General features: G+C 41.7%; 18 protein-coding genes and 1 riboswitch. Of the genes, 5 read left to right on the forward strand and 13 right to left on the reverse strand.

Going from position 1 to position 21,230, the window contains the following annotated elements:
* Positions 1–80 precede the first annotated feature (80 nt).
* From CWB76_RS08030 to CWB76_RS08055, 6 genes are all read right to left on the reverse strand, one after another.
* A complete protein-coding gene (locus CWB76_RS08030) occupies positions 81–419 on the reverse strand; it encodes a DUF3802 family protein (protein WP_138606677.1) in 339 nt (112 codons plus the stop codon).
* Positions 420–563: 144 nt separating this feature from the next.
* A complete protein-coding gene (astD, locus tag CWB76_RS08035; protein ID WP_138606679.1) occupies positions 564–2,033 on the reverse strand; it encodes a succinylglutamate-semialdehyde dehydrogenase in 1,470 nt (489 codons plus the stop codon).
* Positions 2,034–2,048: 15 nt separating this feature from the next.
* Positions 2,049–3,065: an arginine N-succinyltransferase gene (gene astA, locus CWB76_RS08040; RefSeq protein ID WP_055012478.1), complete on the reverse strand. Its 1,017-nt coding sequence runs from the start codon at positions 3,063–3,065 to the stop codon at positions 2,049–2,051.
* 84 nt (positions 3,066–3,149) lie between these two features.
* Positions 3,150–4,355 (reverse strand): aspartate aminotransferase family protein, encoded by a 1,206-nt coding sequence (locus CWB76_RS08045; RefSeq protein WP_008108435.1) that lies wholly within the window; start codon positions 4,353–4,355, stop codon positions 3,150–3,152.
* Positions 4,356–4,725: 370 nt separating this feature from the next.
* Positions 4,726–5,886 (reverse strand): HDOD domain-containing protein, encoded by a 1,161-nt coding sequence (locus CWB76_RS08050; RefSeq protein WP_138606681.1) that lies wholly within the window; start codon positions 5,884–5,886, stop codon positions 4,726–4,728.
* Positions 5,887–5,933: 47 nt separating this feature from the next.
* Positions 5,934–6,515, reverse strand: coding sequence for an anthranilate synthase component II (locus CWB76_RS08055; protein ID WP_010392074.1), 582 nt, complete (start codon positions 6,513–6,515; stop codon positions 5,934–5,936).
* Between the two features lie 249 nt (positions 6,516–6,764).
* Between CWB76_RS08055 and CWB76_RS08060 the strand changes: the two genes are divergently transcribed.
* The 3 genes from CWB76_RS08060 (at position 6,765) to glpD (ending at position 10,198) form a co-directional block, all read left to right on the forward strand.
* Positions 6,765–7,007, forward strand: a complete 243-nt coding sequence (locus CWB76_RS08060) for an HP1242/YdcH family protein (protein ID WP_138606683.1) — start codon at positions 6,765–6,767, stop codon at positions 7,005–7,007.
* 168 nt (positions 7,008–7,175) lie between these two features.
* Positions 7,176–8,681: a glycerol kinase GlpK gene (gene glpK, locus CWB76_RS08065; RefSeq protein WP_138606685.1), complete on the forward strand. Its 1,506-nt coding sequence runs from the start codon at positions 7,176–7,178 to the stop codon at positions 8,679–8,681.
* Between the two features lie 14 nt (positions 8,682–8,695).
* On the forward strand, positions 8,696–10,198 hold the full coding sequence (glpD, locus tag CWB76_RS08070) for a glycerol-3-phosphate dehydrogenase (protein WP_138606687.1): 1,503 nt from the start codon (positions 8,696–8,698) through the stop codon (positions 10,196–10,198).
* Between the two features lie 7 nt (positions 10,199–10,205).
* Here the strand turns inward: glpD and CWB76_RS08075 are convergent, their stop codons facing one another.
* Positions 10,206–10,604, reverse strand: coding sequence for an acyl-CoA thioesterase (locus CWB76_RS08075; RefSeq protein WP_055012471.1), 399 nt, complete (start codon positions 10,602–10,604; stop codon positions 10,206–10,208).
* A gap of 30 nt (positions 10,605–10,634) precedes the next feature.
* On the opposite strand from CWB76_RS08075, the gene CWB76_RS08080 reads away from it, so the two are divergent.
* Positions 10,635–11,339, forward strand: a complete 705-nt coding sequence (locus CWB76_RS08080) for a 2OG-Fe(II) oxygenase (RefSeq protein WP_138606689.1) — start codon at positions 10,635–10,637, stop codon at positions 11,337–11,339.
* A gap of 71 nt (positions 11,340–11,410) precedes the next feature.
* Here the strand turns inward: CWB76_RS08080 and CWB76_RS08085 are convergent, their stop codons facing one another.
* The 6 genes from CWB76_RS08085 to CWB76_RS08110 form a co-directional block, all read right to left on the reverse strand.
* Positions 11,411–12,646, reverse strand: coding sequence for a cysteine desulfurase-like protein (locus CWB76_RS08085; RefSeq protein WP_109875688.1), 1,236 nt, complete (start codon positions 12,644–12,646; stop codon positions 11,411–11,413).
* Positions 12,647–12,656: 10 nt separating this feature from the next.
* Positions 12,657–13,289 (reverse strand): 2OG-Fe dioxygenase family protein, encoded by a 633-nt coding sequence (locus tag CWB76_RS08090; protein ID WP_138606691.1) that lies wholly within the window; start codon positions 13,287–13,289, stop codon positions 12,657–12,659.
* A 199-nt stretch (positions 13,290–13,488) separates the two neighbouring features.
* On the reverse strand, positions 13,489–16,086 hold the full coding sequence (acnB, locus tag CWB76_RS08095; protein WP_138606693.1) for a bifunctional aconitate hydratase 2/2-methylisocitrate dehydratase: 2,598 nt from the start codon (positions 16,084–16,086) through the stop codon (positions 13,489–13,491).
* A gap of 252 nt (positions 16,087–16,338) precedes the next feature.
* Positions 16,339–17,400, reverse strand: a complete 1,062-nt coding sequence (locus tag CWB76_RS08100; protein ID WP_138606695.1) for an OmpA family protein — start codon at positions 17,398–17,400, stop codon at positions 16,339–16,341.
* Between the two features lie 321 nt (positions 17,401–17,721).
* The gene (locus CWB76_RS08105; RefSeq protein ID WP_138606697.1) at positions 17,722–19,131 is read right to left on the reverse strand and encodes a protein adenylyltransferase SelO; all 1,410 of its coding nucleotides are present in this window, start codon (positions 19,129–19,131) and stop codon (positions 17,722–17,724) included.
* 8 nt (positions 19,132–19,139) lie between these two features.
* Positions 19,140–19,838, reverse strand: a complete 699-nt coding sequence (locus tag CWB76_RS08110; protein WP_138606699.1) for a DNA-3-methyladenine glycosylase I — start codon at positions 19,836–19,838, stop codon at positions 19,140–19,142.
* 187 nt (positions 19,839–20,025) lie between these two features.
* Positions 20,026–20,205: riboswitch (Lysine riboswitch) on the forward strand.
* 127 nt (positions 20,206–20,332) lie between these two features.
* Here CWB76_RS08110 and dapA point away from each other — a divergent pair.
* Complete coding sequence (gene dapA, locus CWB76_RS08115; protein WP_138606701.1) at positions 20,333–21,217, forward strand: 4-hydroxy-tetrahydrodipicolinate synthase; 885 nt, start codon at positions 20,333–20,335, stop codon at positions 21,215–21,217.
* Positions 21,218–21,230: the final 13 nt, after the last annotated feature.

The following is a 21,230-nucleotide window of genomic DNA, read 5'->3' on the forward strand; positions in this document are numbered from 1 at the left end:
TTTTGCATTCATTACACGCAGGCTCTCACGCGCATTTAAATTAAATAGCGAATAAAGCGTGGTTTTTAAAGGGGGAAATATTAATTAATAGCGTTATCAAATAAGTTTTTAACTAGTCCAGCAAACTCGTCAATAAAAGCATGCTGTTCTACTGTAACGGTGTGAGAGGTCACACTACTAAGCACTTCTTGTAAATCGTAAACAATACCATCAACCTCACGCACAATTTGACTGCGTTGCTCTGTAGAAAGGTCTGGGTGTTGTTGACAAATGCGTATGACATTTTCGGCAATTACATCTTCAATTAACTCAATAACGGTTGGCGCACCTGGCTTTATTTCACCTGTCTTTTCAAACAACGCTAAGTTCTGAGTTAGGTACATTATTAAATCATCGTACCCTTGCCTGTTTAAAACCATCGTTTATTTACCTCAAAAATACTGATTGCTTAATTTAAGCAGAAAGCACTGATAATTGCTAGCTCTGTAAGGTTGCAATACAAAAAAAGCAGCCGAAGCTGCTTTTATACTAATTAAGTCGTACTTAACTAACGTTCAGAGTACTTAATCTATTTTTAAGCCTGGGCTTAATGTTGCTGGCATGGTTACTTTTTCAAGTTCCACAGAAGCAACAGGGTATGCACAGTAATCGGCAGCGTAATAGGCGCTTGCTCTGTGATTACCTGAGGCACCAATGCCACCAAACGGTGCAGCACTTGATGCACCTGTAATTGGGCGGTTCCAGTTAACAATACCCGCACGAATACGACGTAAGAAATGGTCGTAATCAGCTTGGTTATCACTTAATAAACCTGCTGATAAACCAAAGCTAGTGTCGTTTGCTTTATCAATTGCTTGGTCAAAGTCATCAAAGCGGAATACTTTTAAAAGTGGACCAAAATGCTCTTCATCTGGGAAGTCATTAATATTAGTACACTCAATAATACCTGGTGTAACAAAACCGGTGTTAGCTGTATGCTCAAGCTCAACTAACACGTCACCACCCATGGCTTTTAACTCGTCTTGCGCTTTAACCATACCAGCAGCAGCGGCCGCTGAGATCATTGAACCCATAAACGGTTGGTCAGCGTCGTCGTAGTTACCAACTTTAATTGCTTTAGTCGCTGTAATTAAGCGCGCTAAAATTTCATCGCCTTTAGCGCCTGTTGGTAAAAACAATTTACGCGCACAGGTACAACGTTGGCCGCTTGAGATAAACGCAGACTGCACAATATCATGCACTACAGCAAGAGTATCTTCTGCATCTTTAACGATTAGTGGATTATTACCACCCATTTCAAGCGCTAAAATCTTACCTGGTTGACCTGCGAACTGTTCATGTAAAATATGACCCGTACGTGAAGATCCAGTAAAGAATAAACCATCAATGCCTTTGTGTGACGCCAATGCTTTACCTGTTTCTATTTCACCTTGAACTAGGTTAATTACCCCAGCAGGTAAACCGGCTTTTTCCCATAGTTTAAGGGTTAGCTCAGCCACCATAGGTGTAAGTTCAGATGGTTTAAATACCACAGTATTACCGGCTAAAAGTGCAGGTACAATGTGGCCATTTGGTAAATGCCCAGGGAAGTTGTAAGGGCCAAATACAGCAACAACACCATGTGGCTTATGACGGATCATCGCACGGCCTTGCGGCATAGCGTTTTCAACATCACCAGTACGCTCTAAAAATGCTTTTTCAGCAATGGCAATTTTACCTACCATGGCGCCCGCTTCAGTACGTGTTTCCCAAAGTGGTTTACCTGTTTCTTGTGCAATAGCAACCGCTAGCTCTTCGCTGTGCTCTTTTAATGTTGCAGCAAAGGTTTTTACAATCTCTAAACGCTCGCTAAAGCTTTTATCAGCCCAGCTGTAAAATGCTTCACGTGCTGATGCTACAGCGCTATCTACTTGCTCTGCGCTTGCAGCTGATGCCTGCCAAATAACGTCGTTATTTGCAGGATTAACTGAGTTAAATTCTGTGCCTTGGCCTTGCGACCATTGACCATTAATAAATTGTGCAGGATGAGTCATATACTTTCTCCTAAATTAAACTGGGGTAGCAGTAACAAAGTCGCCCGATTTTAAATGTAATGCATCAGCAAGTTCTTGCGTAAGCACAAGGCTGTTTGAACGTGAATCAAATGCCATAGGAACAACGGTTGCTCTAAAGTCTTCAAGCTTATCATTGGCGAGCAATACCATGGTATCACCTGTCATTTCGCCAATTTCAACACTAAAGTTTTGTGCATTACGTACAGTAGCAATGTTATCTACTTTTGCTTCAACGGTTGGGCCTGCATCAAAAATGTCGACGTAACCATTAAAAGTAAAGCCTTCACTTTTTAATAACTGAATAGCTGGGCGCGTATTATCGTGTACTTGACCAATAACAGCTTGCGCTTCTTTACTCAATAAGTTGACGTAAATTGGGTATTTAGGCATTAACTCAGCAATAAACACTTTTTGGCCAATTCCCGTCAGATAATCTGCGGTTGGAAAATCCATTGAGAAAAAGTGCTCTTCAAGCCACTGCCAAAACGGGCTACTGCCGTTTTCGTCAGATACGCCACGCATTTCTGCGATAACGGTTTGTGCAAAGCGTTGCTGGTGCTGTTTTATAAACATAAAGCGTGCTTTTGAAAGCAGCTTACCGTTACAATTTTTACGATAACCGTCTTTTAAAAACAGCGTACACAGCTCTGTAGCCCCAGTGTAGTCATTACAAAGGGTGAGAATATCTACCGCTTTATATACATCTAGCGTGCGCGAAGAGTGAATCACTTTACTCAAATGATAGTGATAAAATGCGTCATCTAAGCCAACTGCCGCTTCAATACCTGAAGTACCAACTACTTCACCAGTTTCAGTATCTTCAAGAACAAATAAGTACCCTTCATCACCAGGTTGTGACGTGGTTTTTGTAAATGAGTTAACTGAATGTGCAATCTTCTTTTGTAATAACTCTTCATTATTAGGTAAAGAAGTAAAGCCATGTCCCGACTCGTCGGCAATGGTTACTAAAGCTGCATAATCACTTTTTTGGATTGGGCGAAGGATCATCATGAATCCGCTTACTCCCTTATATATAACGGTAAATAGGAACTGCAGGGCAAACAATGTTTGCCCTTAGAGAAGTTGAATTAGCGATTATGCATTTACAACGTGGGCTACTGCTTTTTCAAAGCGTGCCATACCTTCGCGAATATCAGCTTCTGGTATTACTAAAGATGGAGTGAAACGAACCACATCAGCACCCGCTACAAGTGACATTAAGCCATGCTCAGTACCTGCAACTAAAAACTCTTTAGCGCGCCCTTTATACTGCTCATTAACTACGGCACCGATTAATAAACCTTGGCCACGAATTTCACTAAATACATGGTACTTTTCGTTAATCGCATTAAGTAGCTCGGTAAATAACGCCGCTTTTGCTTTAACGCCCGCTAATACTTCTGGATTGTTCACTGTATCAAATGCGGCTTCTGCAACTGCACAGGCTAGTGGGTTACCGCCGTAAGTAGAACCATGGGTACCTACTTTAAGATGCTGTGCAATCTCAGTGGTTGTTAGCATAGCGCCAATTGGAAAACCGCCACCCAATGCTTTTGCTGAAGTTAAAATGTCAGGTACTACGTTTAAGCCTTGGTATGCGTATAGCTCACCCGTACGACCAACACCTGATTGCACTTCATCAAAAATTAGCAATGCATTGTGCTTAGTACATAAATCACGAACGCCTTGAGCAAATTCGTCAGTTGGCGAGATAATACCGCCTTCACCTTGAATTGGCTCCATCATTACCGCACAGGTGTTATCGCTAATCAACGCTTCAAATGCGGCAAGGTCATTGTAGTCACAATGAACAATGTCGCCTGGCTTAGGACCAAAACCGTCAGAGTAAGCCGCTTGACCGCCTACAGTAACCGTGAAGAAGGTACGACCATGGAAACCTTTATTAAAGGCGATAATTTGTGACTTTTCTGCACCAAATTTATCAAGCGCAAAACGACGCGCTAATTTAAGTGCCGCTTCGTTTGCTTCTGCGCCTGAGTTTGCAAAGTAAACTTTTTCTGCAAAAGTCGCATCAACCATTTTTTTAGCTAAGCGAAGCGCTGGCTCATTGGTCATTACATTTGATAAATGCCAAATTTTTTCGCCCTGCTCTTTTAATGCACCCACTAATGCAGGATGGCAGTGGCCAAGACAGTTAACGGCAATACCACCAGCAAAGTCGATAAACTCTCGTCCTTGTTGATCCCATACACGAGAACCTTCGCCTCGAACTGGAATTACGCTTGAAGGTGCGTAGTTAGGAACCATTACGTGATCAAATAATTCGCGATTGACTGTCATTTTATTTCCTCTTAATTGTGTGCATCACAAAGCAGTAGAATAGGGGTGTGATTATTGTTAATAACCAAATGTGTCGGCAAAAAATAATAGCTATGTATTTGCCTGAAACTACGTTGTGGTTCAATTTTCAGGCGCTCATTATTTCAGAAATTTAGGGTTATGTCTCTTCAAAAACTTTCATGTACCCCTTTAAAATAAAGGGCTTAAGATATTATTTCATAGATAGTGAATAACTATTTGAGAGCTAGTAATGATGTGCATTTACCTTAGTCAGCGCCTCTACAACGAAAAAAGCATAGCGCTTATAAACCAACTGCACATGAATAAGTAGAATTAAAGTGAATGAATAGTCGCAAAAAAATTAACAGATTTAATCGATTTGGAGTGCCAAATTAGTAAAATTACTTGCTTGTAAGGCCTCTAACTCTTTTTTTGTAAACTTATAATAGCTAAACCAGCTTTGTAATTCATCGTCTTCAATAAGCTGGTGCTCTTTTAAGTTTAAGTACTGAGAGTAACAACGCGCCTTTAAAATTACTTGCGATAATGGCAATAAACTATCGCCTTTTTCTATCCCATTTACTAACTGCTGCATTACAGTGTTAAAGGGTAAGTATTTAAATGACATGGTTTCAATCACCTTGGCGCTAACAAGCAGTGATTTTTCATTCAGCAGTGTCGTTAAAAATAGCGGGTCAGGTTTTAACTCCAACAACGCAGTGTGTAGGTTTTTGTCACCTTCTTCACGAGCACGCTGTATTTTGCGTTGCCATACTTGCTCAAACACTTTTAAGTATAAGCGCACTAAGGCAATTTGCCCCACATTTAATAACATGCCTAAGGTAAATGCATGCATGGGATTTAACCCATTAAGCTGCGCTAGAGTTTGTGCCGCAATAGCACATGACATAGTGCTATCTTTTAACCTGCGCTTTAATAGCGGAAATGGTGCGGTACTGTTTGGCATCCAATAGCGCACTGCAAAAGTAGGCACTACCAATTGTAAGTTATCTAAACCCAAGTATCGTAATGCCAATGCTGGAGTATCTACTTTGACTGAGGTGCCTTTACTGCGCTGCTTACGATAAAAAGGTAAATTAACTAAGGTAACCAGCTCTCGTCCAAGCCAGTTTAAATCGTTAATTAGCGGCTCTAAACGACCGACCGATGCCGCGCGTGTTGCAAGAATATCAAGTATCGCGGGCACATTATCATCTATACCAACAGTGTCTTTGATAACTAAATCTATGTCTTCAAGACGTTTGGCCATCACGGTTTCAATAACCGTATGTAATTTTTGACTGGTTTTTGCCTGTAACTTTTGATGTGAAGTACTTTTTTGTTGACGCTTTTGCTGAGCGGCCACTTCAACTTCTAATAAGGTACGCTTTTTAACGGGTTTACCGTCATTGAGGTCTAAGGTATGAATAAAGCCTATTTGCTGATTAGCAAAACTATGACCCAGTAGCAAATCATGCGCTCGTTGGTGTAGCACGTTAACAATTCGCTGTTGCTGCAATGTATCGGTCATAAACTCTATCTTAAGGCAAAAAAGGAAAATAGCTTACAGGTATAAGCCTAGAAGCGCGTTAAAAAGTTATCAAGTAAGGCTAAGCCTTGCTCGGTCAAAATTGCTTCAGGGTGAAACTGCACGCCTTCAAGTGCAAGCTCATTATGCAACAATCCCATAATTTCATCACGCAGCCCAGTGTTGCTTTGTGTCCATGCTGTTACTTCTAGTTCTTTAGGCAATGAGTGTGCTTCAACAATTAAAGAATGGTAGCGGCACACTGTCAGCGGGTTTGGTAAACCTTTAAACATACCTTGATGCTGGTGATAAATTGGCGATGTTTTTCCATGCATAACCTGTTTAGCGCGCACCACCTTACCACCTAGCACCTGAGCAATAGTTTGGTGCCCCAAACAAATACCTAATATAGGATAAGTTCCTTTAAATTGCTCTACAACAGATAGCGACACTCCCGCTTCACTTGGGCTTTTAGGGCCTGGAGAAATCACAATATGGTCGGGGTTTAACTGTTTAATTTCGCTCAGCGTTATTTGGTCGTTACGTTTTACTACCACTTCTTGATCTAATCGTTGAAAATACTGTACCAAATTGTAGGTAAACGAGTCGTAGTTATCGATCATTAAAAGCATGTATTAAAGTACTCAAAGTAATTAGGCGGATGGTTATTGCATGCATATTCTAACTGAAGGCTTTGCAGGTGTCAGTGTTTTGCAGCTCAGCTAATACAAATAGCTCGCTTACAATCAGCAATGGTTGATTTATTTTAAATCAGCCCAAGCTCTATTATATGAGTAATTCAGTAGTTACAAACTGTCTATCAGTAAAGTGACCTGCATTATCCAAAAGCGCATTAAATACGTATAAACAAGGAGTAACCTATGTTAGGCGAAGACCATTCATTAACTAAAGACTTTCCTGATTACACGCAAACAATTGCAAAACTCAATGCAAATGATGAAAACTTTGCTACTAAAGCAAAACAATACAATGAAATCGATAAAGAAATTCGGGTACTTGAACTACAAGACTCACCTATCGATGACGAAGCTATGCAGCAGCTAAAGCACGGCAGAATGGTATTAAAAGATTGGTTACATCAACAATTAACGAGTACTAATTAATCACTATTGCTTGGCGTCTATTAAATAATAGGCGCCAAAATTTAATTATCATTTCCCTCTCCTACCCTCTGCGAATCTATAATTTTAACCATTATGGTGCAAAAACATTGCTATTCGTTTAGCTTAAAGACAAGCTACCTTTATCTAAATTAAACGACGTTATTTTTTATGGCTAAATACTTACTCTCGATTGATCAAGGAACGACAAGCTCTCGGGCTATTTTATATACCAAAGATGCACAGGTGATAGGGAGTGCTCAACAAACCTTCCCTCAGCATTTTGTAAAAAATGGTTGGGTTGAACACGACCCAGTAGATATTTGGCAAACTGTATTAACCAGCGTCAAAAACCTCTTAGCGCAGCAACAAGTAACTGCCGCCGACATAATTGCCATCGGCATTGCTAATCAGCGAGAAACCACTTTAGTGTGGAATAAAAAAACTGGGCAACCTATATATAACGCGATTGTATGGCAAGACCGACGCACTAGTGAATATTGCGATAGTTTACGCCATGCTGGGCATACAAAAATGGTGAATGATAAAACCGGTTTAGTACTCGACCCTTATTTTTCTGCAACCAAAGTTCGTTGGATTTTAGATAACGTCACTGGCGCTAAAGAGCAAGCACACGCAGGTGAACTAGCATTTGGCACGGTAGATACCTACTTATTGTGGCAATTAACCGGCGGTAAAGTGCACAAAACCGATGCCACTAATGCCTCACGAACTTTACTGTTTAATATTCATCAGCAATGCTGGGATGAAGAGTTACTGGCTTTATTTGATATTCCACTGGCTATGTTACCTGAGGTAATGGACTCAGCGGCTGATTTTGGCGTAACAAGCAGCGAGTTGTTCGGTAGTGAAATTCCTATTTGTGGTATTGCTGGCGATCAGCAAGCGGCTTTAATTGGTCAAGCATGTTTTGAAGAAGGTATGGCAAAAAGCACCTACGGAACAGGCTGCTTTTTAATGCTTAACACTGGCGATAAAGCACTAAAATCAAGTAATCGTTTATTAACCACTCTTGCATATCGGCTCAACGGCAAACCAACCTATGCAATTGAAGGCAGCATTTTTATGGCGGGTGCCACCATGCAGTGGATAGTAGAAGGCCTAAAGCTATTAGAAAACGCAGGTGAAAGTGAAGCCCTTGTCAAAGGTGTTCCCTTAGATCATGGGGTGTTTTTAGTGCCCTCGTTTACAGGCTTAGGGGCGCCCTATTGGGATGCAAATGCAAGAGGCGCTATTTTAGGCCTAACCCGAGATTCAGGCATTAGTACTATTGTGGCAGCTGCCTTGCAGTCGGTGGGTTATCAAACCAAAGATTTACAAAAAGCCATGGAGGGTGACGGGCTTCGTCCTAGTATTTTAAGGGTTGATGGCGGCATGGCAAACAATAATTGGGCCATGGCATTTTTAGCTAACATTTTAGGCGCAAGCGTTGAACGCCCAACCTTAACCGAAACCACTTCATTGGGGGTTGCCTACTTAGCAGGGCTGCAAACTGGGGTGTATGAATCAACTGCGCAGCTTGCCAACATGTGGAAAAGCGATCGTCGCTTTGAACCAACCATGAGCAGTGAAGAGCGCAACGATTTATACGCAAAGTGGCTACATTGCATTGCACAAGTTAGACTTTCTAATAGTACTGACGACGAGAGTGACTAAACACAGGGAAATCTATGAGCGCACACGACAACGAATATGACTTACTCATTATTGGCGGTGGTATTAACGGCGCTGGCATTGCAGCCGATGCTAGTGGTCGTGGCTTAAAAGTACTCTTATGTGAGCAGAACGATTTAGCCTCTGCTACCTCTTCTAATAGCAGCAAACTTATTCATGGCGGGCTTCGCTATTTAGAGAATTATCAATTTAGATTGGTAAGAGAGGCCTTGCGTGAGCGTGAAGTACTGTTAAAAAAAGCACCGCATATTATGTGGCCACTGTCTTTTCGACTGCCGCACCAAGCACATTTGCGTTCGCCATGGATGATTCGCATGGGGTTATTTATTTATGACCATCTAGCCTGGCGTAATACTTTACCCCCTTCAAAGGCGATTGAGTTTAACCGCGATAGCGTACTTAACAGCAGCGTCACCCAAGGCTTTGAATACGCAGACTGCTGGGTTGATGACGCGCGCTTAGTGATTTTAAACGCACAAGCAGCGCATAATTTGGGCGCCACAATTGCAACACGCACGCGCTGTATTAAAGCCACCCGTAACGCAAACTATTGGAATGTAATTTTAGAGCAGCAAGCTAGCAAGCAACACCTAAATATTAAGGCTAAAAGTGTTGTAAATGCTGCAGGCCCTTGGGTCGCGTCATTATTTGAAGATGTATTTACCCAGCCCACACCACATACTGTTCGCCTTGTAAAAGGCAGTCACATTGTGGTGCCTCGAGTTCATAGCCAGCCGGTTGCCTATATTTTACAAAACGAGGATAACCGTATTGTATTTGTTATTCCTTATGAGCAAGATTACTCACTAATTGGCACCACTGATGAAGATTATTCCGGCGATATTGCTGATGTAAAAATTAGTGAGCAAGAAATCGAATACCTGATCAGTATTACTAATCATTACTTTAAAAAGCCAATAAGCAAAGCGGATATTGTGCACACGTTTAGTGGCGTGCGCCCGCTGTTAGATGACAAATCAACAGATGCCCAAGCGGTCACCCGCGATTACAAACTGATATTAAATAATGAAGCTGATCACGCCCCATTATTAAGCGTATTTGGTGGCAAAATTACCACCTATAGAAAGCTTGCAGAAAATGCCGTTAATAAATTAGCGCCCCTTTACCCAAAATTGAGTCGCTCGTGGACGAAAGACACCCCTTTACCAGGTGGCGACTTTAGTAACCAAGCATACCTTATCGCACAGTTAGAAAGCAGCTATTCTTGGCTGCCAATCGACACCTTAAAACGTATGGCTCGCAGCTATGGTACGCTTAGTTATCAATTATTGGGTAAAAGTCAAGCAATCGGCGATTTAGGTTATCACTTTGGCCATGGCTTATATGCAAAAGAAGTTGATTACTTAGTAAACCATGAATGGGCAAAAAGCAGCGCAGATATATTGTGGCGCAGAACTAAGCTCGGACTACGCTTTACTGAAAAACAAGTCATTGCTCTGGCGCAATATTTAACTAAACATCCTGCTTGCCACAACTAAACTGCGATTAACTCGTGGCAACAAGGTGCTGTGTTAATGCGGCTTTTTCATCAGCCGAAAGCGTTTGCTTTGTTTTGCTGGCAAAGTCGTATCGCACCATGACAGTTTTACCAATTGCACAGCACTTATCTTGCTGCCAGGCTTCTTGGCGGATCACAAATGAGCTATTACCAATCTGCTCTATGCTGGTGTTAATTGTCACCTCATGAGCATAAAATAGCTCGCCGACAAACGACACTTCAACCTTAGCAATAATTAACTTCCAATTGTGAGGATTAAGATCAGGGGTAAAAAATTTAAAAATAGGTACTCGGGCTGCTTCAAACCAAACTGGGAGTACGGTATTGTTGATGTGTCCGAGTGCATCCGTTTCGCTAAAGCGCGGCATCACTTTTTCAGTAAACATAATAATCCATAATAATTAAACAGGTAACTCATGACGGACTTTATCCGCGTGTATGACAACGCGCTCAGCAGTGACTTTTGTGATAACTTTATCACTACCTTTTCTCAAAGCCCGCATATTAAACAAGGGATGACATCGGGCGGCGTTGATCTTAATAAAAAAGATAGCCACGATCTGCACTTAAACAATCATCCTGAATACGCAGAACAATTAAAACATATTCAACAAACCACTGCACAGTATGTTTTTAAATACATTGAAGAACATATTTTTATGATGATTGGGGCATTTGGCTTAAAAGTGTATCACCCAAAAACAGGCCAGCCGGTAGATTTGACTCATGCCAATTATGACGAAGTAGGTAAACCACAACTTCCTTTATTGGTGCAGCAAATTTTTAGGCTCGGTAATATTCAAGCACAAAAATATGAGGTCAATAAAGGGGGCTATCCGTATTGGCATAGTGAGGTGTATCCGCAGTTACAACATAATGAAGCCCTGCACCGGGTATTGTTATTTATGTTTTATTTAAATGATGTTGAAGAAGGCGGAGAAACCGAGTTTTATTATCAAAATCGTAAAATAACCCCTAAAAAAGGCAGCATGGTGGTTGCTCCAGGATATTTCACGCATACACATAGAGGCAATAAGCCAGTATCAAATGATAAGTATATTTTAACCTCATGGGTTTTGTTTAATCGAGCAGAGCAAATATATGGAACGCCACAAAGCTAGGTAATCAGCCAATAAAAAAGCCATAAGTAATTTTGACTTATGGCTTTAAAAAGTATTGAATAAATAAGAGATTAACCTAGTAGCTCATCAAACAAATTAAATAGCGTGTCCATTTCTTCTAGAGTGTTGTAGTGCATGCAACCAATGCGTACTACGCCGCCCTTATCAAGCACACCCAGTTGTTTGCATAAACCTTGGGCGTAAAAATTACCATCCCATACACATACATGCTGTTTGCCCAAAAATTCAGACACTTGGCGAGGCTCTAACCCTTCAAAGGTCAGTGCAAACGTAGGGGTACGCTCACTTAAGCGAGCTAAGTCATCAATACCAAACAATTTAATACGCGGGTAATTAACCAGGCGTGTTAAAAAGTATTCACTAAGCGCCATCTCGTGTTGTTTCGTTTTTTCAAACGCAACACGCAGTTTTTCTCGGCGTGAGTGACTGTCATCAAGTTCGCTAATTGCCGCAATGTAATCAACCGCCGCAATAAAGCCCGCTAGTGCTTCAAAACTTTGGGTACCAGTTTCCCAACGACCAGGAGCAATATCTTTCGCTGGCTCTACTTTATAAGGTGTAAACCCTTCTAAGTGCGAAGCTTTACCGTATACCATACCTAAGTGCGGACCAAAAAACTTATATGCAGAACACGCTAAAAAGTCACAATCTAATGCTTGCACATCGATTAGTTCATGAGGGGCATAATGCACAGCATCAACATACACCAATGCACCGACATTGTGCGCAAGCTCTATAATGCGTTTAATATCGTTAATAGAGCCAGTGGTATTTGATGCATACGTAACGGCAACTAATTTAGTGTTAGCGTTTAATAAGCTTTCAAAATGCGCCATATCTAAACTGCAATCGGCTTCGTTAATTAGCGCTGTGTTAACCACTGCACCTTTATCTTCAGCGGCTTGCTGCCAAGACGATACATTTGAAAAATGATCTGCATTGGTCACAATAATTTCATCGCCTGCTTGCCAACTGCGTGAAATCGCGCGGCTGAAGCTAAACGTAAGGCTGGTCATATTAGGGCCAAATACAATATTTTGTGCACTAGGGGCATTTAACAAATCAGCCGCCGCTTGACGCGCATTAGCCATCAGTTCAACCGTTTTGTCACTTGAGAAAAACGCACCGCCCAAGTTTGAATTATAATGCCCTAAATAAGCAGTCATGGCACTGAGTACCGGTTGTGGTACTTGTGAGCCACCTGGTCCATCTAAAAACACCGGTGACTTGCCATCAACCGTTTGCATTAAAGCGGGAAATTGCGCGCGCAATTGCATTAAATTCATTTTATTTCTCTTAAGCAGTTAGTACAAAACAATCCAGGTAACCTGGTTTATTGGCATCAATTTTGTTCATTGGCGTGGCGTTATGCCATACCTGACGATCATTAATTAGTGCAAACATGCCGTCTTTTATTTCCATTTTAAAACACGGTTCTGCTTGTTGGTTTTCATAAACCAATAGCTCACCGCCTTCTAAATTTTCATGAGAAACACCACATACGCATACATGGTCAAACCCGTCTTGATGCACACCTTCAGGGGCTGCTGGCGTGTCGCTATCAATCGCAAGCATTCTAAATTGGTGAATTTCAATATCACGATCTGCATCAATACCGGTAATCGCACAAAATTCGCTAACAATATTTTTCATACCCTCAGACTCAAGCAAGCTTTGCTCTAAATTTTCGTAAGTACGTTCAACATTACCTTGAAAGGTATTAATTGAATCGTCTTGCACAAACGCTTTAGTCGCTTGAAGGTTGAGCTCACCATTTTGTAGTTTAACTACTGAATAACGGCGTTTGCGAAACGCACCATCTGCATATGGGTTTGCAGGTAAGTTATCAAAAGAAGGCTTAACCAAATCAATGTTGGCTTGGTTAATAAAACGAAGTTGCAGTAAATTCTGGTTGTTTAATGCGGTCATAAAATCCTGCTTATAATAATGATAATATTGGCAGGGATTTTAATGCATATAGCGAGGATTTTTTGCTTTATTATCCAACTCAAAAGCAAATAATAATTAAATTTAATTCAATATAAGATTATTAAAGCATGAATAATCCAAATTAAATTTAAACGATAAAAAACCCGCCGAAGCGGGCTTTTCATTCAAACTCTATTAATTATACAGCTTGCTGAATAATTACGTTGTCTGCTTTTTTAGTGTACTGAGGCATACGGTGGAAGTTCAAGTAACGGTAGGTATCTGCTGCCGTTGCATTGATTTTCGCTGCATATTCTTGGTACTCAGCCGGAGTAGGTAATTTACCTAAAATTGCCGCTACTGCTGCCAGCTCTGCTGAAGCTAAGAACACATTTGCGCCTGTACCTAAACGGTTAGGGAAATTACGTGTTGAGGTAGACACAACCGTTGCTTTATCTGCAACACGTGCTTGGTTACCCATACACAGTGAACACCCAGGCGTTTCAATACGTGCTCCAACACGACCAAAGATACCGTAGTAACCTTCGTCCGTAAGCTGGTCTTTGTCCATCTTAGTTGGCGGTGCAACCCAAAGCTGTGTTGGAATACGACCAGTAAAGCCATCGAGTAATTTACCTGCGGCACGGAAGTGACCAATGTTAGTCATACAAGAACCGATAAATACTTCATCGATTTTCTCGCCTGTTACATCAGACAGTAAACGCGCATCATCTGGATCATTTGGCGCACACAGTACCGGCTCTTTAATGTCAGCTAAGTCGATTTCAAGCACATGCTTGTACTCAGCATCTTTATCCGCTTCCATTAGTTCTGGGTTAGCTAGCCATTCTTGCATTGCTGTAATACGACGTTCGATTGTACGTACATCACCGTAGCCTTCAGAAATCATCCACTTAAGCATAACAATGTTAGACTCAAGGTATTCGCTGATCGACTCTTTAGAAAGCTTAACAGTACAACCTGCTGCTGAGCGCTCTGCTGATGCATCTGATAGTTCAAATGCTTGCTCAACAGTTAAGTGCTCAACTCCTTCAATTTCTAGTACGCGACCAGAGAATTCGTTGATTTTACCTTTCTTCTCAACTGTTAATAGCCCTTCTTTAATACCGTAGTAAGGGATGGCATGAACGAGGTCACGCAACGTGATACCAGGCTGCATTTCACCTTTAAAACGAACCAAAATCGATTCAGGCATATCAAGTGGCATAACACCTGTTGCTGCTGCAAATGCGACCGCACCTGAACCCGCTGGGAATGAAATACCTAATGGGAAACGAGTATGTGAATCACCACCGGTACCTACGGTGTCTGGTAATAACATACGGTTCAACCATGAGTGAATTACACCATCACCAGGACGAAGCGATACACCGCCACGGTTCATGATGAAATCAGGAAGTGTATGATGCGTATTTACGTCAATTGGTTTAGGGTAAGCCGATGTATGACAGAAAGACTGCATGGTTAAATCTGCAGAGAAGCCTAAACAGGCTAAGTCTTTAAGCTCATCACGTGTCATAGGACCCGTGGTATCTTGCGAGCCAACCGTAGTCATTTTTGGTTCACAGTATTGGCCTGGGCGAATACCGGCAACATTACATGCTTTACCCACCATTTTTTGCGCAAGCGTAAAGCCTTTATCTGACACTTCAGTAACTGCTGGTACTTTAAATACGTCAGTTGCACCTAAACCCAGTGATGTACGTGCTTTGTCTGTAAGACCGCGACCAATGATCAGTGGAATACGACCACCAGCACGAACCTCATCAAGAATGACGTCTGATTTAAGTGTGAACGTAGAGATCACGTCATCAGTACCGTGACGTTTAACAACCCCTTCATAAGGGTAAATGTCGATTTGGTCACCCATGTTGAATTCATCAACATTTAATTCGATTGGTAATGCACCCGAGTCTTCCATTGTATTAAAGAAAATAGGCGCAATCTTATTACCTAAACAGACACCACCTACGCGCTTATTTGGTACAAATGGGATATCAGCACCCATAAACCAAAGCACAGAGTTAGTTGCAGATTTACGTGAAGATCCCGTACCAACAACATCACCTACGTAAGCAAGTGGTAACCCTTTAGTTTTTAATTCTTCAAGTTGAGTGACAGGACCTACTTCACCGTTTTTGTCAGGATTAATACCATCACGTTCTGTTTTCAGCATCGCTAATGCATGAAGCGGAATATCAGGGCGTGACCATGCATCTGGGGCTGGCGATAAGTCATCAGTGTTTGTCTCACCCGTGACTTTAAATACAGTAACCGATATCTTTTCAGCAACAGCTGGCTTATTAGTAAACCATTCTGCTGCAGCCCAAGACTCAATGATTTGTTTAGCGTATGTATTACCTGCTTTTGCTTTTTCTTCTACATCGTAAAACGCATCAAACATTAATAAAGTGTTTGCAAGGCCCTTAACTACGATTGGCGCTAACGCCGCGTCATCCAGTAAGTCAACCATAGGCGCGATATTGTAGCCACCAAGCATAGTACCTAGCAATTCAGCTGCTTTTTCTTTAGAGATAAGTGGAGAAACGGCTTCACCTTTAGCAACAGCCGCTAAAAAACCAGCTTTAATATAGGCTGCATCATCAACACCCGGCGGTACACGGTTGATTAGTAGTTCTAGTACGAACTCTTCTTCACCTGCAGGTGGGGTTTTAATTAGCTCAATAAGATCAGCCGTTTGCTGAGCATCTAATGGCGCTGGTACGATACCTAACGCGGCACGTTCTTCTACGTGTTTACGATATTCTTGTAGCACAGTATTGCCCTCTTGGTGACGTGAAAGTATTCGGAAGTGTTTATAAAACAAACCATAACCCAATACTTATAGTATTCTAACGCTCGATTATAAAGCTTTTATGCATAGATTAAAATCCATCCACTTAGGCAGCTAGTTATAGCGATTATTAATAATATGAATAGTGGATTTCATAAAATCAACTTTCATGAATACTTATTAACAGCCATAAAAAAACCCAGCCTAAGCTGGGTTATTTGTAAAGTAGTAGTACTATTTACGTTTAACTTTTACGCGCTCAACGGTTGATATATGCGCTTCAACACGGCGATTTTCTGCGTGTGCTTCTGCCGTATTCGCTTTATTTACAAGACGCTCCTCACCATAACCTATTGTACTGATACGCTCTCTTGAAATACCATCTTTTACTAACTCATCGGCAACATCGTCTGCACGCTTTTGAGAAAGCTTTTTATTGTAGCCAGCATCACCCACTGCTGAAGCATGACCCTCAAGTAGTACAGTTGTATCTGTATACTCTTTCATGAATTTTGATACCGCAGCTATATCATCAAAATATCTTTGTTTAACAATGGCTGAGTCATGTGGGAAAGTGACTAATAGCTTAGTAGTTACTTTAGACTCTTCGTATAAAGTGCACCCGTCACTATCAACTGCATCTGTTACTGGTGTGTTGGCGCATTTGTCATTAGCATCAATCACGCCGTCGTTGTCACTATCTAGAGGAGCAACTACTGCAGCTTCAACTACAGGCTCAGGAGCAGGCTCAACTGGTGCTACTGGTGCTGATTTCTGGCCAAAGAAGTAGTTAATACCTAACTTTGCGCCAACATCTGTGTAGCCTTTATCTAAACCTTGGTAAACACTGGTTTCAGCATTTACAAAGAAGTTGTCTGTAACAAAGTGTCGGTAACCTACACCTGCATTTACAAACGTGTTGTCATCAACAACATCAATATCTTTCAGACCGAATAAACCGTAAAAAGGACCGCCGCCAAAGTGGTAAAGCGCATCAATACCGTAACGTTCGCCGTCAATATCGTTGCGGTTGTTAAGTACTTTATCATGTGCATTAAAGTCTAGGTCTGCGTATTCTAAACGCGCGCTCCAGTAATCATTAAAGCGGTAACCTAATTCAGCACCCCAACCTGTTGACTCATTAACGTCAAGGCCAGCTTGATCACGCATGTTTTTCCACGAAGCATCGTAGTAGTCACCGAACGCACCGATGTAAAAACCTTCTTGTTCGGCAGCAAAAGTTGATGCGCTAGTTGCAGCTAACGCAATGGCAATTGTAAGTGATTTCAATTTCATTGTTTTCTTCCCATTTTAACAACTAAAAATGTAGCTAAGCATTGCTAGCCCTTCTAACTTACCTATACAGTAACTGAGCCTTTGTTAATCAATACTTAACGCAAATATATTTTTCCAATATCTAGGATAATAAAACTAGCCCATAAAAAATGTTACTGAACAAAGACTAGTTCAAAAAGCAAACAATCGCTTTAAACCCCATACGATTACTGACCTTTATGGGTATCATGGTATCACCCGCTCATAGTTTGCTCTATGAATGAACATCGCCGTGGTAAAAAATGACCTTTTATATTCATTTTCAAATGCAAAAAGCAGCACTTAAGTACCACAAAAAGTACGGTAATTCTTATCATCTTCGGGCGGCTGTTGAAACTCTGTAGCTTGCATATTGCTTGTGTAAGGGCTCGACACCACTTTGCTAAAACGACTGAGTAGCTCACTATCCCCATGCGTAGTGTACTGAGAAATAATCTCTTCAATAATATGATTACGAGGAATCACACCCGGATTGGCTTGTCGCATCACTTGATAGCTGTGCTCATTAGTTCGTGTTTGCCATTTCTGCGCCCAAGAGGCGAGTACTGATGGTATTTCAGCTTGCCCATTTAACGACTCAGTTAACGCATTAAAAGTATTGGTATAATCAAGCTGGTATTCTTTTAATAACCCTAGCAACTCTCCCACCAGCTCATTATCTTTAGCATCAGCTATTGTTAGCCCTAACTTTTGTGCCCACATAGCGCTAAATTGCTGATTAAATTGGGTCGAAAAGTCTGCAATGATAGGTGTCAGCATTGCTACGGCTTGCTCATCGTCGTCACTTATTAGTGCCATTAGACTCTCTGCTAAGCGAGCACAGTTCCAACTCGCCATGTTTGGCTGATTACCAAATGCGTAACGCCCTTGCTTATCAATAGAGCTAAACACGGTATCAAAATCAAACTGGTTTATCATGGCACATGGACCGTAATCTATGGTTTCACCACTAATTAAGGTGTTGTCGGTATTCATTACCCCATGAATAAACCCCACCCTCATCCAACTTACGATTAAGTTAACTTGATTGGTTATCACTGCGGCTAGAAAATCCAAGTATCGCTGGGCGCCAGTGCTGTTAATTTCAGGGTAATGTCTTTGAATGGCTAAATCGGCTAAGTTTTTTAGACTGGTCAAATCGCCTTGGGTCGCTAAATATTGAAACGAGCCAACTCGAATATGGCTACTCGCTAGTCGCGTTACAATAGCGCCAGGTTGAGGTGGGTTACGATAAACAGTTTCACCACTACCAACCACGGCTAAACAACGCGTTGTTGGAATGCCAAGCGCATGCATTGCTTCGCTCATTACGTACTCGCGAATGGCGGGACCTAATGCACAGCGCCCATCTCCACCACGCGAGAATGGCGTAGCGCCAGCGCCTTTTAATTGCACATCCCAAAGCTGGTTTTTATCATCACTAATCGCGCCAAGTAAATGCGCTCGTCCGTCACCTAAGCGTGGAGAAAAATGACCAAACTGATGACCCGAATACCCTAATGCAACTGCAGAAACTGCTTGAGGTTCATTTCCACTGAATATATTTGCCCGAGAATCGGCATTCACTTGTATATTAAATTGTTCGGCTAAGGGCTCATTCCATAACAATAACTGTGGCGCTGTCACCTTGGCTGGATGATCGCTAATTGCAAACCCCTCACCAATGTCGGTATACCTTGGCACTAATTTCATGTTTAATCCTATTGTTTTTGGCTGATACCTACGCGATTGTCGCCGACACCATAAGCGACAATTAAGCTTAGCTCTTGCATGCTTAAGCCGCTTTGCTGCTGCAGTTCATTAAAGAATGCCTGCGCCGCACTTAGTGACTTTTTAGTTTGCAATCCACCATCTATAATTTTATGTGCACGCAAATAGCTTTCTACGTCTCTTGAAAGTAAAAAAGTATCTTTTCCTAAGGCGCGCAGCGCATAAGGGCCGGTATTACCACCCAGCCTCGCACCATGCTTTTTTAAATACGCCCACAAGCCAATAATATCTTCACTTGGCCAGTTAGCAATAAACTCACTAAAGCTGCCGTGTTGCTCTGCAACTTCGTGGATCATATACGCATTATCAGTAATGGTTTTTACTTTTTTATAATTGCGCACAATCCGTTCGTCACTGGCTTTTTGTTCTAACATGTCTGGTGGCATCATCAATAGCTTTTCAACACTAAAATCCCAAAAAACCTCTCTAAATCCGGCCCACTTACTGTTGATCACCGACCAATAAAAACCACTTTGAAAAACTTTCCGAGTAAATTCTTCTAGCCAATCATCATCACTTAATGTGACGAGTTGCTTTGTTGATAAAGGTTTTGAGAGTAACAATTTAAGCATTTTTTCAGAACCCTTTCGCTCCACTGCACGCTTATAAATATCGCTAAATTTTTCCATCTGCTTAATACCTTACTTCGACAATAGTACTAGTGTACGAGAAAAGCAGCCAATACGTAATAACTGTCAATTGGGATGAATCTATCTGTATTTAGTCACTTGACACCTAGACGGCTAAAGTGGTTTAATCGCCACACTTACCCTATTACATTGTATTTGCTAATTGATTTTTCAATAGCAAGTGCAAAGGGCTGGAAGAGGTGCGTTATTCAGGTAGCGTATGTTAGGAGCGCAAACTCCATTGAGCATACGTGAGGGGAATTAACGCCGAGAGGTAACACTTTTTTGTGAAAGGTTACTTCGGGCGACTAGGTTGAATCCTAGCGACTGTCACCAATAACATATTTGGTGGAGAGCTTCTGGTCTTAGTATAATAAGGCCGTGCGCCCTATTATTTAAGCCCATTCGCTCTTCGAATTATAAATACATTCAAAGAGTCAGGCACCCTAAATACCCGCCAATAACTCGACGAATGCCCTATAAGTTCGTGAGAGATGATCAACAACTTCAATATTAACAATTTCCATTTATGGACTGCGCTGATCACCCCATTTGATCAAAATGGCCTAGTTGATTACGCAACCTTAGACACCTTGGTGGCCGAACAAGAAGCCGCTAACAACGGCATTTTATTACTTGGTAGCACTGGCGAAGGGTTAGCCCTGACCCTAAAAGAGCAGCAAGCCATCGTAGAGCATGTCTGCCAATTAGAGCCGAGCGTCCCGCTTATGGTCGCAGTCGGTGGTAGTAACTTAAAGCAGCAGCTTGAATGGGTTAACTACTGCAACCAACTGCCTATTCATGGTTTTTTACTTGGCTCGCCTTTGTACGCCAAACCCGGTGCAGTGGGGCAAACGCATTGGTTTGAAAGCCTGCTCAATGCCAGTTCTCATCCTTGTATGCTTTATAACGTACCAGGACGTAGTGCGGTTAGCATTCCCATTGCAACCATTGAAAACCTCAAACAACATAAAAATTTATGGGCACTCAAAGAAGCCAGTGGCTGTATTTCTCAAGTTGAAGCCTATCGACAAGCAGCGCCTGAACTAGCCATTTTTAGTGGTGACGATGCCCTCATGCCTTATTTTGCCCAAGCAGGTGCAAAAGGTTTAGTGTCGGTTGCAGCCAATGCATGGCCAGTGCAAACCCATGAGTTTGTAAAGCGCAGTTTAAGCGGCCAACACCCTAATCTTTTTGTCCAGTGGTCTAGCGCTATCAATAGTTTATTTTCAGTAGCAAACCCTATCCCAGTCAAAGTGTTAATGCATTTACAAGGGCGTATCAGCAGTCCGCATTTACGTCCACCTTTAACACACCTTGAGCTGACACACACAGATGACATTTCATCGGCAAACAACACCATTTTATCTTGGCATTAAATACAGGTTTTTA

It is taken from the genome of Pseudoalteromonas sp. S1609, from assembly GCF_005887255.1.
Lineage (GTDB): Bacteria > Pseudomonadota > Gammaproteobacteria > Enterobacterales > Alteromonadaceae > Pseudoalteromonas.